The organism is Bacillus sp. iso_77, from assembly GCF_056173625.1.
Genome location: NZ_CM149683.1, coordinates 3709279 through 3725425 on the forward strand (window position 1 = coordinate 3709279; position 16147 = coordinate 3725425).

Annotated in this window: 17 protein-coding genes; 2 read left to right on the forward strand and 15 right to left on the reverse strand. The window is 42.2% G+C overall.

Annotated features, from left to right (window positions below; genetic code table 11):
• Positions 1-26 precede the first annotated feature (26 nt).
• Genes rplI through AC0VYC_RS19035 form a run of 3 tightly spaced genes read right to left on the reverse strand, consistent with a single transcriptional unit; the run spans position 27 to position 3420 of the window.
• On the reverse strand, positions 27-476 hold the full coding sequence (rplI, locus tag AC0VYC_RS19025) for a 50S ribosomal protein L9 (protein ID WP_007497423.1): 450 nt from the start codon (positions 474-476) through the stop codon (positions 27-29).
• The gene (locus tag AC0VYC_RS19030) at positions 473-2452 is read right to left on the reverse strand and encodes a DHH family phosphoesterase (protein WP_017359884.1); all 1980 of its coding nucleotides are present in this window, start codon (positions 2450-2452) and stop codon (positions 473-475) included. Before AC0VYC_RS19030 ends, rplI begins: the two co-directional genes overlap by 4 nt.
• A gap of 20 nt (positions 2453-2472) precedes the next feature.
• Entirely contained in the window at positions 2473-3420 is a 948-nt protein-coding gene (locus tag AC0VYC_RS19035; RefSeq protein ID WP_017359883.1) for a YybS family protein, read from the reverse strand.
• Between the two features lie 303 nt (positions 3421-3723).
• Between AC0VYC_RS19035 and AC0VYC_RS19040 the strand changes: the two genes are divergently transcribed.
• Positions 3724-4653 (forward strand): manganese-dependent inorganic pyrophosphatase, encoded by a 930-nt coding sequence (locus AC0VYC_RS19040; protein WP_008347534.1) that lies wholly within the window; start codon positions 3724-3726, stop codon positions 4651-4653.
• Positions 4654-4697: 44 nt separating this feature from the next.
• On the opposite strand, the gene rsiV is transcribed toward AC0VYC_RS19040, so the two are convergent.
• From rsiV to AC0VYC_RS19055, 3 genes are all read right to left on the reverse strand, one after another.
• Entirely contained in the window at positions 4698-5555 is an 858-nt protein-coding gene (rsiV, locus tag AC0VYC_RS19045) for an anti-sigma-V factor RsiV (protein ID WP_178896598.1), read from the reverse strand.
• Positions 5556-6050: an RNA polymerase sigma factor gene (locus AC0VYC_RS19050; protein WP_007497431.1), complete on the reverse strand. Its 495-nt coding sequence runs from the start codon at positions 6048-6050 to the stop codon at positions 5556-5558.
• A 149-nt stretch (positions 6051-6199) separates the two neighbouring features.
• On the reverse strand, positions 6200-6856 hold the full coding sequence (locus AC0VYC_RS19055; protein WP_047946680.1) for a hypothetical protein: 657 nt from the start codon (positions 6854-6856) through the stop codon (positions 6200-6202).
• 106 nt (positions 6857-6962) lie between these two features.
• Between AC0VYC_RS19055 and katX the strand changes: the two genes are divergently transcribed.
• Entirely contained in the window at positions 6963-8552 is a 1590-nt protein-coding gene (katX, locus tag AC0VYC_RS19060) for a catalase KatX (protein WP_056703823.1), read from the forward strand.
• Between the two features lie 48 nt (positions 8553-8600).
• On the opposite strand, the gene wrbA is transcribed toward katX, so the two are convergent.
• The 9 genes from wrbA to ychF all read right to left on the reverse strand — a co-directional run bounded on the left by wrbA (position 8601) and on the right by ychF (position 16085).
• Positions 8601-9224, reverse strand: a complete 624-nt coding sequence (wrbA, locus tag AC0VYC_RS19065) for an NAD(P)H:quinone oxidoreductase (RefSeq protein ID WP_045034926.1) — start codon at positions 9222-9224, stop codon at positions 8601-8603.
• A gap of 59 nt (positions 9225-9283) precedes the next feature.
• Positions 9284-9895: an alpha/beta hydrolase gene (locus AC0VYC_RS19070; protein WP_475389100.1), complete on the reverse strand. Its 612-nt coding sequence runs from the start codon at positions 9893-9895 to the stop codon at positions 9284-9286.
• On the reverse strand, positions 9892-10863 hold the full coding sequence (locus tag AC0VYC_RS19075) for a ring-cleaving dioxygenase (RefSeq protein WP_172793269.1): 972 nt from the start codon (positions 10861-10863) through the stop codon (positions 9892-9894). Before AC0VYC_RS19075 ends, AC0VYC_RS19070 begins: the two co-directional genes overlap by 4 nt.
• Before the next feature lie 190 nt (positions 10864-11053).
• Positions 11054-12571, reverse strand: a complete 1518-nt coding sequence (locus tag AC0VYC_RS19080) for an ABC transporter permease/substrate-binding protein (RefSeq protein WP_475389102.1) — start codon at positions 12569-12571, stop codon at positions 11054-11056.
• A complete protein-coding gene (locus AC0VYC_RS19085; protein ID WP_475389104.1) occupies positions 12564-13529 on the reverse strand; it encodes an ABC transporter ATP-binding protein in 966 nt (321 codons plus the stop codon). The genes AC0VYC_RS19080 and AC0VYC_RS19085 overlap by 8 nt, the downstream gene beginning before the upstream one ends.
• Positions 13530-13728: 199 nt before the next feature.
• Complete coding sequence (gene rpsR, locus AC0VYC_RS19090) at positions 13729-13968, reverse strand: 30S ribosomal protein S18 (RefSeq protein ID WP_008347556.1); 240 nt, start codon at positions 13966-13968, stop codon at positions 13729-13731.
• Between the two features lie 41 nt (positions 13969-14009).
• On the reverse strand, positions 14010-14552 hold the full coding sequence (ssbA, locus tag AC0VYC_RS19095) for a single-stranded DNA-binding protein SsbA (RefSeq protein ID WP_007497456.1): 543 nt from the start codon (positions 14550-14552) through the stop codon (positions 14010-14012).
• 36 nt (positions 14553-14588) lie between these two features.
• Positions 14589-14876, reverse strand: a complete 288-nt coding sequence (gene rpsF / locus AC0VYC_RS19100; RefSeq protein ID WP_008347557.1) for a 30S ribosomal protein S6 — start codon at positions 14874-14876, stop codon at positions 14589-14591.
• Between the two features lie 108 nt (positions 14877-14984).
• Positions 14985-16085 carry a redox-regulated ATPase YchF gene (gene ychF, locus AC0VYC_RS19105; protein WP_007497458.1) on the reverse strand — a complete coding sequence of 367 codons (1101 nt, stop codon included), beginning with the start codon at positions 16083-16085 and terminating at the stop codon, positions 14985-14987.
• Between the last annotated feature and the right edge of the window lie 62 nt (positions 16086-16147).

Below are 16147 nucleotides of genomic sequence, written 5' to 3' on the forward strand. Positions count from 1 at the left end.
TCACGAGGAGACGGGTTCTTTTCTGTTTATGCTTGTTCTGTGACGTGCACTTTTAATGTTGCTTGTACTTCTGGGTGAAGCTTCACCGGTACATTTGTGTATCCTAACGCACGAATGGCATCATTCAACTCGATTTTACGCTTATCGAGTTTGATTTGATGTTCTTTTTGCAATTTATCAGCGATCTGTTTGCTTGTAATCGAACCGAATAGACGACCGCCTTCACCTGATTTAGCAGTGAGTTCCACTGTCAGCGCCTCAAGTGTTTCTTTTAATTGTTTCGCTTGCTCAAGCTCTTGGATGGCATTCTTTTTCTCTTTGTTTTTCTGCCCTTCCAATGCACTTAGGTTCGTTGGAGTTGCTTCAACAGCTAACCCTTGTTTGATGAGAAAGTTGTGAGCGTATCCGTCAGCTACATTTTTGACTTCGCCTTTTTTCCCTTTGCCTTTTACGTCTTTTAGAAAGATGACTTTCATCTTTGAACCCCTCCTTCGAAATATTCGTCTATGGCAGCTTTTAACTTCTCTACCGCTTCTTCAATGGTTATACCATAAATCTGGGTCGCAGCGTTAGTCAAATGACCGCCGCCATCTAATGCTTCCATAATAATTTGAACGTTGATATCCCCTAACGATCTTGCACTAATACAGACCGTATCGTCATCTCGCCTTGCGACAGCAAATGATGCTTCAACCTCACTCATCGACAAGAGAGAATCAGCCGTCTGTGCGATCGTAATTTGATCATAATACTCAGATCTGTCAGACGGCAAGGAAGCAATCGCTACCTGATTTTGATACAGCTCTGTATGCTGAATGAGCTTTGCCCGTTTAATGTAATGATCGACTGTCTCTTTCAAAAACTTTTGCACAAGGACAGGATCTGCCCCTTTTGCACGAAGGTAGGATGCTGCATCGAACGTTCTTGACCCCGTTCTGAGGGAGAAACTCTTCGTATCCACGATAATCCCAGCAAGAAGTGCTGTGGCCTCAATCATGTTAATCCGCAATTTCTTCGGCTGATACTCTAACAGCTCTGTCACAAGTTCTGCTGTAGATGAAGCATACGGCTCCATATAGACAAGTAAAGGATCTCGGATAAATTCCTCACCACGTCTATGGTGGTCAATGACAACGACGTTTTCGATCTTATTTAGCAGTCGTTCTTCCATCACAAGGGACGGTTTATGTGTATCTACAACCACAAGCAATGTGTCATCCTTTGCAAGCTCCATCGCTTCCTCAGGCGTGATAAAACGGGACCAAAGTTCTTCATAATTCTTAATTTCACTAATTAAGCGTTGAACGCTATCCCCAATCTGGTTGGCATCAATGACGATGTAACCTTCTTTTCCATTCGCTTGAGCAACCTTTAAAATCCCGATCGAGGCACCGATAGAGTCCATGTCGGGGAACTTATGCCCCATGATCATGACATTACCGCTTTCAGATACAATTTCTTTTAAAGCATGTGAAATGACCCGTGCGCGTACTCGTGTCCGTTTTTCCATTGGATTGGTTTTTCCACCGTAGAATTTCACTTTCCCATTCGGCTGTTTAATCGCTACCTGATCCCCGCCTCGTCCGAGGGCAAGGTCAAGACTCGACTGCGCAAGTGCGCCAAGTTCTTTTAAAGAAGGAACAGACGCACCGATTCCAATACTAAGGGTAAGTGTGGCGCTATGTGCCCCTGTTTTCTCACGAACCTCGTCTAAAATGGAAAACTTCGACGCTTCAAGCTCTGCTAAGATGCTCTCGTTTAATACAGCCATAAATCGTTCAGATGAAATTCTTTTTAAGAAAATGCCGTATTCTTGTGCCCAATTGTTTAACAGCGATGTGACTTCACTATTTATCGCGCTACGCACCTGATCATCAAGCCCCTGCGTCACATCATCATAATTGTCTAAAAAGATATAAGATAACACCGTTCGTTCATTTTCATACTGTCTTTCAATCTGCACTTGTTCCGTGACATCAAAGAAATATAAAAGGCGCTCTGACCGTTTAATAATGACTTTGAATTTCCGGTCATTCAGCGTCACATTTTCTGTCTCAACCTCTTGTTTAATAAGAGGCACAATGGATTCAAATGTATCATACAAGGATCTGCCGACAAGTGTGCTTTCATGGAAGCACGAAGCGAGAAATGGATTGGTCCATTCGATATAATACTGGTCATTAAACAGCATAATACCAATTGGCATCTCCATTAATGCTTCTTCTCCAACCTTTTTGACTCGATAGGATAATGTTGAAATATATGAATCAATCTCTTTTTGCACCTGCGTATCTGCCCACTTTAAAAAGTAGAGCACACCCGCAAGGACTAAAAGACCAACCGCTCCTATGATCCAATTAAAATAAAGGTTGAGGAGGACTGTGATCACCGCAAGAACAATTAACGCGAAGATCGGATACTTGATGACAGGTTTTCGATAGAAGCTTGGCACTGATATCAACTCCTCAACATTCAGAGTGAATTATTTGTTTTTACTTTTTCTCTTAAATCAAAGCCTATGTCAGCAATCCCTATAATACGCACAATCACACCGATTGGCGGAAAGAGAATCGTCAATACGACGGCAAAAATGGGTACCACTTTTGAGATGTTTTTTTCGTGGCAATAATAGAAGATAAAAGAAAAGCCCTGAATAAGCACCAGTATAAATAAAATTTGAAAAGCACTCGTTTGCACGAGCGATAAAAAGCTGCCTTTCTCCGGCTGAATCAGCATCAAAAGCAGTGTGAGTAAATAATACCATACCATGCTTTTTGGCAGCCGCATATCCTTAAATTTCTTAAGAGCTGGCATGTCTGGAACAAACCGTTTAATCAACGGTCGCACAAACCAATGATTGACGAAAGACATGAGCGTGACAAAAATCAAAAGCGCTACAGGTAAAGAATTTAATGCCGTATCCTGCATCTCTCTAAACTGCTTGAGTTGTTTTGCTATCTCCTGATCAGAAGCGCCAGATTGTTTTAAGGTACTCTCTACCATCGGCATGATTTGGTCAATTGATTCCTTTGCGACACCCAGTATATCTACTTGAAACAGCTGGACACTGACAACAAAGTAAATGAGAAAACTGAATAAGTAGATCAGCGCACCCGTAATAATAGCCTGACCTGGCTGCCTCCTGCTGTAGAAAACACCCATACCTACTCCAACAGCAATCAGCATTGGCGCACTTAACAGCCCATTAATAGACCCAATTAAAAAGCTGATCACTATGCCAATAGCGCCAGCCGCAATTCCTTTTTTCAAGCCATGCCTGATTGTATAGAGAATGATCGGAATCGGAGCAGCCATGAAGAAAATAATGGCTAAAAGTGGCACATACAAATAAAACAGCGTCATGACCGCAAAAATACTGATCATGATAGCGCCTTCTACTAACGCTTTTGTTTGTTTCACACCTTCACCTCAATCCAATCATTTTTCTATATCTTGCTCAATGTGTACTTCTATGTATACGTACGATGTACGCTCCGTCATATCTTGACCCAACCTTTATTTTACCATAGCCGTAAATCGCAAGTAAAATGCAGGCTATTCCAAGAGCGTTTCACGTGGAACAACTTAGATCGTCTTATACATGCAACTTTTCAGACAGCATGTTACAATTTTTTAGATTATTCTTAGCTATAAACCCTGAATTCAAGGTCAAAAGCTGTTAGAATAGAAACATCATCAATAAAAGTAAGAAGGAGAATTCACATGGGAAAAACACTCGTATTCGGACACAAAAACCCTGACACAGACACGATTTGCTCTGCTATCGCTTATGCTGATCTGAAAAACAAAATTGGCGTTCAAGCAGAAGCTGTCAGACTTGGAGAAATCAATGGAGAAACACAATACGCATTAGATTTCTTTAAACAAGAAGCACCTCGTTTCATTGAAACGGCTGCAAACGAAACAAAACAAGTCATTCTTGTCGATCATAACGAATTCCAACAAAGTGTAAGCGATATTGATCAAGTACAAGTGACAGAGGTCATTGACCATCACCGTATTGCCAACTTTGAAACAAGTGAACCTCTTTACTATCGTGCTGAGCCAGTTGGCTGCACAGCAACGATCTTAAACAAAATGTACAAAGAGCACCAAGTCACAATTGAAAAAGAAATCGCTGGTTTGCTTTTGTCTGCGATCATTTCTGATTCCTTGCTATTCAAATCCCCAACATGCACACAGCAGGATGTTGATGCTGCGCATGAGCTGGCAAAAATCGCAGGAGTAGACCCTGAAGTATATGGTTTAGATATGCTGAAAGCAGGAGCTGACCTAAGCCAAAAAACAGTTCAAGAATTAATCACACTGGATGCAAAAGAATTTGCACTAGGTAACAGCAAAGTCGAAATTGCACAAGTTAATACAGTTGATATCGCTGAAGTAACAGCAAGACAAGCTGACATCGAAGCAAAAATCAATGAAGTCATCGCAGCGAAAGGTCTTGATCTATTTGTTTTAGTGATCACAGACATTCTAGAAAATGACTCTCTTGCGCTTGCACTTGGTGCTGAAGCAGCAAAAGTAGAAAAAGCATTCAATGTCACACTTGAAAACAACACTGCTTTACTAAAAGGTGTTGTATCAAGAAAGAAACAAGTCGTGCCTGCACTAACAGACGCACTTTCTTCATAAACATAAAAAGACTGCTGACATCTTCAGCAGTCTTTTTTCTTCTTTTAATGAATGTACATATCGCTGACGAGAATATCCTTTAGCACGCTTGTTGGAATCGTGAATTCAACTACACCCATGTAACCAGGCGCCACATCATATTCGTTGAAGGAAATCACCAGTTTGCCTTTTGAATTGATATAGAAGCTTTGATCTGGCTGAATCTTCTTAAACGGATCAACCGTATCTTGCTTCGTCATCCAGTAAATCTTATTTGAATCCTCTTTCATCTGTTTTTTCATTTGTTCTTTAATATTTTCACTAATCACATCAATATAACGGTCATCTTTAAATAGACTTGGTAATGTAATGAGTACATGGTGTTTCTTATCCACCGTATCATATGTCATTTCCTCTGCCGCAGAAGCCTGAGTCGTCACCTTGTATCGACCTAGTGAAAGAATTTGATCATTGTTTGTTCTTACTTCATATCCGCTCTCTACACTCAAATGACCATTTTTATAACCCTTTGTTTCCTTTTCAAAATCTTGATACAGCTTTTTGTTTTCAGCTAAATATTTTTGATTCAGGCTGTCTTGTAATTTTCCGTCCCCAAGCCCTGAAACATGTGGTGTTTTGAGATCAATATTTGTTCCCTGATCGCTCTTTTTAAATTCTGTGAACGTCACGACTTTCACAAGCTCTCCAATGACGGGTACTTCTGAAATCGCTCTTGCTGCCTGCGGACTGACATTTACAGTGGTGACAAATAAAGCAGCCGCAGCAACAAGTCCGATCGTCCATTTCTGAAAATGAGGTTGCTTGTTTTTTCGTTTTAATGTCCGTTCAACCATAGCATCGTATTCCGGGGGAATAGGGATTTCTAGATATTCCTCTTTTAACTGTTCCAAATGCTTATCCATTTATATTTCCTCCTGCGATAATTCTACTTTTAAAAGCCGCAACGCCTTATATAATCTTGTTTTAATGGTGTTTTCATTTTCTCCAAGAATATGAGCAATGTCCTCTAGCTTTAAATCCTCAAAGAATCTTAATATAATGATGACCCGATACATCTCCGGCAAATCTTCTATTGCCCGCCTGACATCTTGATCCTCATAGACATCCGATTCACCCTGTGATAAAAATTCCAGCGTATCATCGTCTGTCACTTGCACACGCTTCTTCTTTCGTAAAAAGTCGAGGGCAGCGTTTACGACGATTTTATAAAACCAGCTATGCATCTTGGTCGCATCCTCTAATCGGTGAACAGATTTGAGTGCTTTATGAATCGCCTCTTGAACGACATCCATCGCATCTTCTGGGTTTTTGACATAGCTATAGGACAATCGATAAAAACTGTGTTTATGCTCCATTACGTAATCCGCAAATTGATCATCAATCTTTCGTTTCTTCATTTTACAAAGAGCTCCTTTATCTTAAATGCGCATCTGTTATTTCTTACATTGGATAGACGCGCACCTGTTAAAAATAGTTTGCGCTCCATTATTTTTTTAACATGTCATCCCATTTACGTTTCTATACAAAAAGAGCGAACCTGACGGGTTCACTCTTTTAAAGCCGTTATTTTTTGATAAACAAATGGTTTAAGTGGTGAAAGCGGATGAATGATGGACACTCCTGTTTCCTGCTCTACCTGCTTTGCAGCGTGAACCATCGAGAGCTGCATCACACATATATCTCCATGCTGCTTCACAGATCGCCTTAACTGTTCCATAATTCGCTCATGGTAGGCTTGTATATCACCGTTCAAGCAAAGATGAAAGACATCCTCTAGCACAACCACTTCTGCCTTTAACTGCTTTCCCTGCTCTTTTACATATGAAGACAGTCGCTTCATCGTTCCTTCTACTGTATCTGGGTTTGAAAACACTAGCTGAAGCGGACCCTCTCGCTCACAAATCTGCTCAAATAACGGCTCATCTATCGAAACAATTGGTTGTTTGAACAGGTGCTGCTGCTCCCCCAAAGCCGCAATGTATTGTGTACACGTTAATAAAACAAGATCAGCCTCTCCTTCTTGCATGAGTCTGTTGATAGCATAGGTTTGCTGCTGCTCAAGATCAAATGCGGGATCTTGTTTGGCTCGTTCCATAAATGATGAATCGACGATGTGATGCAGATCAAATCCTGTGTCATAAAAAGCGTCGTCAATGTAAGAAATATTAGATGGATGTGCGTGAAGGCAGTGCAATCGAATCATTAGGTCCGCTCCTCATAAAAGTTTTCACTCATTATATCAATCCTTGTATGAAATAGGGAGCAACATGACCATATTGTTAAGGAGATATTGAAGGAGGGATTCTACCTTGAAAGAAGATCAACAGCCTACATCATCTTCAGAGTCAGAAGAAACCTTGACGAATCGCCAAGGTCACCCAGTAACAGATAATCAAAACATGAGAACCGTTGGGAATAGAGGACCGACTACGCTTGAAAACTACGATTTCCTAGAGAAAATCAGTCATTTTGATCGTGAACGCATCCCTGAACGTGTCGTTCACGCACGAGGTGCTGGCGCACACGGATACTTTGAAGCCTACGGTACATTCGGTGACGAACCCATTTCCACTTATACAAGAGCCAAATTATTTCAAGAGAAAGGAAAAAAGACTCCTGTCTTCGTTCGATTTTCTTCTGTTATTCACGGCGGACATTCACCAGAAACTTTACGCGATCCGCGGGGATTTGCGATCAAATTTTATACAGAAGACGGCAACTGGGATCTCGTTGGGAACAACCTCAAAATTTTCTTTATTCGAGATGCTTTGAAATTCCCTGATTTGGTTCATGCCTTTAAGCCTGACCCTGTCACCAATCGTCAGGATGGCGAGCGCATTTTTGATTTCGTTTCACAATCACCTGAAGCAACACATATGGTGACATTTCTCTTCTCGCCATGGGGCATTCCTGCCACATACCGGCACATGCAAGGCTCTGGCGTCCATGCCTATAAATGGGTGAATCATGAAGGAAAAGCAGTGTTGGTCAAATATCACTTTGAACCAAAGCAAGGAATTCGCAACCTGACACAAGAACAAGCCCAAGCCATTCAAGGGGAAAACTTTAATCATGCCACACAGGATTTATATGAAGCCATTGAACAAGGGGATCATCCTGAATGGGAAGTATACGCGCAAATCATGGAAGATGACACCCACCCCCATCTAGACTTTGATCCACTCGATCCGACAAAGCTCTGGTACAAGGATGACTATCCATGGAAACCGATCGGACGAATGGTGCTAAACAAAAATCCAGAAAATTATTTTGCAGAAGTGGAACAGGTTGCCTTTGGGACGGGGGTTCTTGTAGACGGATTAGATTTCTCAGATGATAAATTGCTGCAAGGACGTACCTTCTCATACTCTGATACGCAGCGATATCGTGTCGGGCCAAATTATTTACAACTGCCGATCAATGCACCGAAAAAGCATGTTGCCACCAATCAGCGAGATGGGCAAATGGAATATCATGTGGATCAAGGAAAAGGACAAAACCCCCATGTGAATTATGAACCGTCCATTCTCGGAGGATTAAAAGAAGCACAGCAAGATGGAAAGGATCATACGCCTTTTGTAGAGGGTGAAGTCAAACGGGAAGCCATTGACCGCCCGAACAATTTCGGACAAGCCGGAGAAACCTATCGTCGCTTCAATGATTGGGAACGTGAGGAACTGATTAAAAACTTAGTCAACACCTTAGCTACCTGTCAAAAAGACATCCAAGACCAAATGATCGAAAACTTCACAAAAGCTGATCCTGACTACGGAAAACGTGTGGCCGATGGCTTAAAAACCTTCAAACAAGAGGAGCCAAGCGGACCCATTGGATCAACAGGCGCGGCACAGGCTGTCAACGATGCGATCAACAACAGCACACCTTCAGATCCTTATTAATGAAAAAAGAATGCAGCGGAGTGGCTGCATTCTTTTTGTATACATCTATTAAGCGTTTTGACCTTTTTTGATCCATTCTGCTACATTCACTGTACGTTTCGCCTGATGTTTTGCGGCTGCTTCCGCATCCTCTTGGATCTTTCCATTTTGGTCAACAGTCACACTCACACCGTAAGGGTTACCCCCTGCGCCGTATAAGGAATCATCCGTGTATCCAGGAGCGGCAATAATGGCTCCCCAGTGGAACATCGTTGTATAAAGGCTCAGAACTGTCTGCTCCTGTCCGCCATTTGGGTTTTGTGCAGATGTCATCGCACTCACTGCTTTGTTTGCTAGTTTCCCTTGGAACCATAAACCGCCTGTTGTGTCTAAGAATTGCTTCATTTGAGCCGGTAAGTTACCGAAACGTGTCGGCATGCTGAAAATAATGGCATCTGCCCACTCTAAGTCACTTAACTGAACTTCAGGGACATCTTTTGTTTCATCTAAATGTGCTTTCCATGCTGGATTTGATGCAACAACGGCTTCTGGTGCCAATTCAGGAACCTTTAAAATTTTGACTTCAGCACCAGCTTCTTTCGCTCCAGCCTCAGCCCATTTTGCCATCTGATAGTTTGTACCTGTTGAACTATAATAAATAATCGCTAGTTTTACGTTTTCCACTTGTTCCATCTCCTTTTGTTTGGTTTGCCCAAATAGCTTCTGTAAAAATCCCACCTGTATTCCCCACCTTATTTAAATTGACGACGATACCACAATGCCGCAGCATCGACTTCTTCTCTCGTTAGCTGATGTCCACGATTTTCCCAATGAAGCGTTACGGATGCTCCCGCCTCCTGAAGCAGTTGCTCCAGTTCCTGAGATTCCTCAGGACGGCACATTGGGTCATTTTCACCAGCTGCTATAAAGACTTGTTTCCCCGCTAATGAAGGTAATGAAACCCCTCGTCTTGGGACCATTGGATGATGCAGGATCGCTCCTTTCAACGCATCTCCGTAATGGAATAACAGACTTCCAGCAATGTTCGCCCCGTTTGAATAGCCGATGGCTACCACATTGTGACGATCAAATCCATACTTATCTGCTGCTTCCCCGATAAATGTATATAATTCCTGTGTACGCTCAATTAAATCTTGCTCATCAAAAACACCCTCTGCCAAACGCCTGAAAAAACGCGGCATGCCGTTTTCTGATACATTTCCTCTCACACTAAGAACAGATGCTTCAGGGTCTACCACTTCTGCAAGCGGCAATAAGTCTTGCTCTGTCCCGCCAGTTCCATGCAGCATGAGAAGGACAGGCTTTTGTTCATTCTTTCCTTTTTGAAAAAGATGCTTCATCATGAATCTCCTTTCCCTTTGATTTCTCTTACCTCAATCGGCAGCACGATTTGTTCAATTTGACTACGCTGCGCCTCATATTGCGGTGGCAGTTTCAACGCTTCACCCATCGTTTCCACAGATTCATCGTGTGCAAACCCTGGAGGATCGGTCGCGATCTCAAATAATATGCCGCCAAGCTCTCTAAAATAAATCGCATTGAAATAATTTCGATCTTGCACAGGCGTCACTTGATATCCGCTTTGCGCAATATGGCTTTGCCAATCTAATTGATCCTGATCATCTGTTGCTCTCCACGCAATATGATGTACAACACCAACGCCCATACGTCCTCGTGCAACAGGTGTCTTGTTCACATCAATGACATTGCCGATTTCTCCAAACGAACGGAATCTCACATAATCTCCTTCTGTGCCGACTTTTTCAAGTCCCATCGTTTGCTCTAGTAGCTGCATCGTTTGCTCAGGCTGTGAAGTTAATAAAACAGCTCCGCCAAACCCTTTAATCGCTACTTCTGGTGTCACCCCATTAAATGTCCAGTCATTCTGTTTTCCTTCTTCACGCTCTACAAGTTCTATCAATAAACCGTGCGGATCTTCAAATGAGAGAAAGGCCTCACCAAAGCGTTCAATCATTTCATAAGAAACGTCAAACTGCTCAAGGCGTTCCTTCCAAAAAGAGAAGGCACCGGTCGGTACGACATATGTTGTCACACCTACTTGACCTGCTCCAATTTGTCCCTTTTGTGCACCTGGCCAAGGGAAAAACGTAATAATGGTACCTGGAGAACCTCCTTCATTTCCAAAATATAAATGGTATGTGCCTGGATCATCAAAATTGACGGTCTTTTTCACGAGACGCAGACCTAAAACACCTGCATAAAAATCAACATTCTCCTGAGGATGACCAACAATTGCTGTGATATGGTGAATTCCTTCTGTTTTCTTCACTTCTAATGACCTCCTCTTCATGACGTAACATGTCTCTACTCATTATGTCTTGACTGACGCTTTTATATTATCTCGAATTCGAGATATATGACCAAAAAATATATTTATCTCGAATTAAGGATATTCTTTTTTGAAATAGATGTCAATGATTTTTGTTTTTTTGTTTTCAAAAGCAGGCCGCTTTATATATAGCAGACCTGCTTCCCCTTGATTATTGAAGTAATTTTTTCTTTTTTAAATAGGCTTCGGCTACTTGAAATGCATCTTTCCCCTTCACATTGACTTCGTAATTCATTTCTCTCATCTCATCATCTGTGATTTGACCAGCGAGCTTGTTGAGAGAGGCCTCAATCTCAGGATACTCTTTTAATGTCTCCTGTCTTAGCAAAGGCGCTCCTTGATAGGGCGGGAAAACATGCTTGTCATCATCAAGCACCTTCAACTTGTATTGTCTCAATTCACTGTCTGTCGAATACGCATCGACCAACTGAATATTCCCTTTTTGAATGGCTCGATATCGAAGTTTCGGTTCCATCGTGACCACATCGCCAAAAGAAAACTGATAAGCTTTTTGAATGCCTAAATATCCATCCTGACGATCAGAAAACTCTAAAGTAAAGCCAACACGTATACGATTCTTGATTTGACCCAGATCTGAAATCTTTGATAAATCATATTGATCCGCTAGTGATTGAGGCACGGCTAAAGCATATGTATTGTTATAAGCCATCGGCTGAAGAAGCTGAAGCTGAAAGGATGACGCCAAACCTTGACGCGCTTGCTCATACACTTTTTCCTTATCCGTGCTTTTCGCTGTTTCTTTCAGAAATTCAGAAATCGCTGTCCCTGTAAATTCAGGATAGATGTCAATATCACCAGACCGCAGTGCTTGAAAAACAAAGGACGTCTTACCAAGACCAGGCTTAAGATTGACTTGGATATCTGTATCCTGCTCAATTAAAAGCTTATACATGGAGATCAAAATTTCAGGCTCTGACCCCAGCTTCCCTCCAATGGTGATCTCTTTCTTTTCTTGTTGAAACAGCAATGGGGCAGAGACAACTGCTCCTGCTATTACAGCAAAGACCGTCACAGAGATCACGGTTTTTTTAAAGGAGATTTTCTCAAGTGTCCGCAAGACCACATCAAATAAGAGCGCAAGTAATGCAGCTGGAATAGCACCAATGATGATCAACGACATATCATTTCGATCAATTCCAAGCAGAATCAGACTCCCTAATCCACCTGCCCCAATAAGAGCTGCAAGAGTGGCTGTCCCTACAATGAGGACCATCCCCGTTCGGATACCTGCCATGATCACAGGCATAGCAAGAGGGAGTTCTACTTTTAATAAGCGTTTGCGGTGATTCATTCCCATAGCGAGCGCCGCTTCCCGCAGCGACGGATCGACCTCACGAATGCCTGTATATGTGTTCCTTAAAATAGGAAGAAGAGCATAGACGACAAGAGCGATAATTGCGGGCACTTGACCAATCCCAACGAGAGGAATCAGCAGTCCAAGCAGCGCCAAAGACGGAATTGTCTGCAAGACAGCCGTCACCCCAATGATCCACTCTGCTATCTTAGGGACTCTCGTTAAATAAATCCCTAATGGAATGGCAATCAAAATCGCTAGAAATAACGCAATGAAGGAAATTTGAATATGCTCAAGTAAGGCGTGTCCGAGCTGATCTTTTCGAGCCCATAGCACACTGGTCCATTCATTCATGTGTCTCGCCCCTCTCAGCAGAAGTACCGGCTAAATACTGAATCACTGCTTGACGAGTGATGAGTCCGATCCGTTCCCCATCCTTCTCAACAACAAGCTCTTCATGCTCTGCCAGTCGAGATAGAACCTCTTCCAGCGTCGCATGGATGGAGACCGCTTCATCGCCTAACAGATCATCTTGAGGCATGGGCTGAGAAATAGTTGTCAGCTCAAATGCTTGATGGTCTATATGACGGGCAGCTCCTGAAACAAACTCCCGCACAAATGGATTCACTGGATGCTGAATCAATTCCTCTGGGCGTCCAACCTGCACCACTTTTCCTTCATTCATCACACATATCCGATCCCCAAGCTTCATGGCTTCCTGCATATCATGTGTCACAAAAACGATGGTCTTTTGAATACGGCGCTGTAACTCAAGCAGATCATCTTGTAATTTCTCTCTCGTCAGTGGATCTAACGCACTAAAAGGTTCATCCATTAGGACAATCTCAGGATCAGCAGCAAGTGCCCGTGCTACGCCCACTCGCTGCTGCTGTCCTCCTGAAAGCTCTGCTGGCTTTCGATGTCGATAGGTAGCAGGCTCAAGCCCCACCATGAACATCAACTCATCAACACGCTGATTTGTCTCAGTCCGCTTCCATTGTTTCAGCTCTGGCACTACAGCAATATTCTCTTCTATGGTCATATGAGGGAACAACGCTATTTGCTGAAGCACATAACCAATATCCCAGCGCAGCTCATAAATATCATAATCGCTGATGGTTCGACCCTTTATGTAAATCTCACCTTCTGTAGAAGAGATGAGACGATTGATCATTTTCAAAGTCGTCGTTTTCCCGCTTCCACTAGGTCCAATCAATACAAAAAATTCACCTTTCTGAATCTCCAAATCAACAGATTGAACGGCATAGCGGTCATCAGAAAATTGCATCGATACATTCTTAAATTCAATCATCTTCCCACGCCCTGACTGCAAGTATATTTTAAAATACCAATATGACAGATTAACCTAGTATTTGTATAGAACAAACTGTCACGTTGACTCTCTTTTTACATACTTCCCCTAGTTAGACTGCCAGAAACGACTTTCTCATAAAAGTGAGACAAATAAAAAAAGCGAAGAGCTCAAGGCCCTTCGCTTTTAAGTCAACGACTTACTCACCAGTAACGTATGGAAGTAATGCCATTTGACGTGATTTTTTAATCGCTAATGTCAATTTACGTTGATACTTAGCGCTAGTTCCTGTTACACGACGAGGTAAAATTTTACCACGCTCAGAAACAAACTTTCTAAGAAGATCAACATCTTTGTAATCGATGTGCGTGATTCCGTTAGAAGTAAAGAAACATACTTTACGACGTTTCGCACGACCGCCTCTGCGTCCACCTGCCATTTGTTTTCACACCTTTCCTTTGGTCATTTTTTTCAGATCAATTAGAATGGCAAATCATCATCGGAGATGTCAATCGGTTTACCATCATTCGCAAATGGGTCATCATTGAAGCTATTTCCCTGATTACGATTTTGGTTGTTTTGATTGCCATATGGATTTTGACTTGGTTCATTTCCAAATGGATTCTGATCATTTTGGCTGCCGCCATAATACTGGCCTCCGCTATTGCCACCGCCGCTGTATCCACCTGAACCAGCACCGCCGCTTTTAGGCTCAAGAAATTGAACACTTTCAGCTTGAACTTCTGTCACGAAGACACGCTGTCCTTGCTGGTTTTCATAGTTTCTTGTCTGCAAGCGACCGTCTACACCGGCAAGACTTCCTTTTTTCAAGAAATTAGCCACGTTCTCGGCTTGTCTTCTCCAAGTAACACAGTTAATGAAATCGGCTTCACGCTCTCCAGATTGATTCGTAAACGTACGATTCACAGCTAAAGTAAACGTGGCTACAGCCGCACCATTAGGCGTGTAGCGAAGCTCAGGGTCTTTTGTTAGTCTTCCGACCAATACAACACGGTTTAGCATATTGAAAGACCACCTTTAAATATATATTTCAATGATTTATTCTTCTTCTTTAACAACAATGTGGCGAATGATATCGTCACTGATCTTAGCTAAGCGGTCAAATTCTTGAACTGCTGCAGCGTCAGATTGAACGTTTACGATTTGGTAGAAGCCTTCACGGAAATCGTTGATTTCGTATGCAAGACGACGTTTACCCCAATCCTTTGTTCCAGTGATCTCCGCACCGTTAGAAGTTAACACGTTATTAAAACGGTCGATAACTGCTTTTTTAGCCTCATCGTCAACTGTTGGGCGGATGATGTACATAACTTCGTACTTTCTCATCTGATTGCACCTCCTTTTGGTCTAAGCGGCCCTATACGGGCAAGGAGCAATAAATTATATTACTCACAATTGTATATTATAACAAATTACTTGGCCTATGACAAGAACCTATACGTTAAAACGGAAATGAATGACGTCTCCATCTTTCACTATATATTCTTTACCTTCTAAACGAACTTTACCTGCTTCTTTTGCAGCAGACATACTTCCGCCAGCTAGTAAATCTTCATAAGCAACCGTTTCAGCACGAATAAATCCACGCTCGAAGTCCGTATGAATGATTCCAGCACATTCTGGTGCCTTCATTCCTTTTTTAAATGTCCAAGCACGTACTTCTTGCTCACCTGCTGTGAAATACGTAGCTAAGCCAAGAAGTGAATAAGACGCTTTGATCAACTGATCTAAACCTGATTCTTTGATGCCTAGCTCTTCAAGGAACATTTGCTTCTCTTCTCCTTCAAGCTCTGCAATTTCAGACTCAATCTTCGCACAAACGACGATGACTTCAGCGTTTTCGCCAGATGCAAACTCACGAATTTGCTGTACATATTCGTTTCCGTCCTGATCTGCTACTTCGTCCTCACTCACATTTGCTACATACAGAATAGGTTTTGACGTGAGTAAATGAAGCTGCTTCACAAGCTTCTGCTGCTCATCTGTAAATTCAACCGATCTTGCAGATTTTCCAGCTTCAAATGCGTCCTTCAGCTTTTCCAAAATATCAAATTCAGCTACCGCTTCCTTATCTTTTTGTTTCGCAAGCTTACTCACACGAGTTAAACGCTTTTCAACCGTTTCTAGATCAGCCAAAATCAATTCTAAATTAATCGTTTCAATATCTGACACTGGGTCAACCTTACCTGACACATGTGTAATGTTATCATCAGCAAAAGCTCTCACCACGTGACAGATCGCATCTACTTGACGAATATGAGAAAGGAATTTATTCCCTAAACCTTCTCCTTTAGATGCACCTTTCACAATACCAGCAATATCAGTGAATTCGAAAGCAGTCGGAACTGTCTTTTTTGGCTGCACTAATTCTGTTAGTTTTTGCAAACGCTCGTCTGGAACTTCTACAATTCCGACGTTTGGATCAATGGTACAGAACGGATAGTTAGCAGACTCCGCTCCAGCCTGTGTAATTGCATTAAATAGCGTTGACTTCCCGACGTTAGGTAAGCCAACAATACCAGCTGTTAAAGCCATTCTTTCATCTCCTCTATATAAAACGTGCTCGTTATACTGCGTAATATGAACCTAGAGCAATT

Coding starts and splice junctions, on each gene's coding strand:
- wrbA (WP_045034926.1), bottom strand. CDS start 9,224: ATGGAACAAGTGGAAAACGTAAAACTAGCGATTATTTATTATAGTTCA.
- AC0VYC_RS19085 (WP_475389104.1), bottom strand. CDS start 13,529: ATGATTGAATTTAAGAATGTATCGATGCAATTTTCTGATGACCGCTAT.
- AC0VYC_RS19080 (WP_475389102.1), bottom strand. CDS start 12,571: ATGAATGAATGGACCAGTGTGCTATGGGCTCGAAAAGATCAGCTCGGA.
- AC0VYC_RS19075 (WP_172793269.1), bottom strand. CDS start 10,863: ATGAAGAGGAGGTCATTAGAAGTGAAGAAAACAGAAGGAATTCACCAT.
- AC0VYC_RS19050 (WP_007497431.1), bottom strand. CDS start 6,050: ATGAAGAAACGAAAGATTGATGATCAATTTGCGGATTACGTAATGGAG.
- rsiV (WP_178896598.1), bottom strand. CDS start 5,555: ATGGATAAGCATTTGGAACAGTTAAAAGAGGAATATCTAGAAATCCCT.
- rpsR (WP_008347556.1), bottom strand. CDS start 13,968: ATGGCAGGTGGACGCAGAGGCGGTCGTGCGAAACGTCGTAAAGTATGT.
- AC0VYC_RS19055 (WP_047946680.1), bottom strand. CDS start 6,856: ATGATTCGATTGCACTGCCTTCACGCACATCCATCTAATATTTCTTAC.
- rpsF (WP_008347557.1), bottom strand. CDS start 14,876: ATGAGAAAGTACGAAGTTATGTACATCATCCGCCCAACAGTTGACGAT.
- ychF (WP_007497458.1), bottom strand. CDS start 16,085: ATGGCTTTAACAGCTGGTATTGTTGGCTTACCTAACGTCGGGAAGTCA.
- AC0VYC_RS19070 (WP_475389100.1), bottom strand. CDS start 9,895: ATGATGAAGCATCTTTTTCAAAAAGGAAAGAATGAACAAAAGCCTGTC.
- ssbA (WP_007497456.1), bottom strand. CDS start 14,552: ATGCTAAACCGTGTTGTATTGGTCGGAAGACTAACAAAAGACCCTGAG.
- AC0VYC_RS19040 (WP_008347534.1), top strand. CDS start 3,724: ATGGGAAAAACACTCGTATTCGGACACAAAAACCCTGACACAGACACG.
- rplI (WP_007497423.1), bottom strand. CDS start 476: ATGAAAGTCATCTTTCTAAAAGACGTAAAAGGCAAAGGGAAAAAAGGC.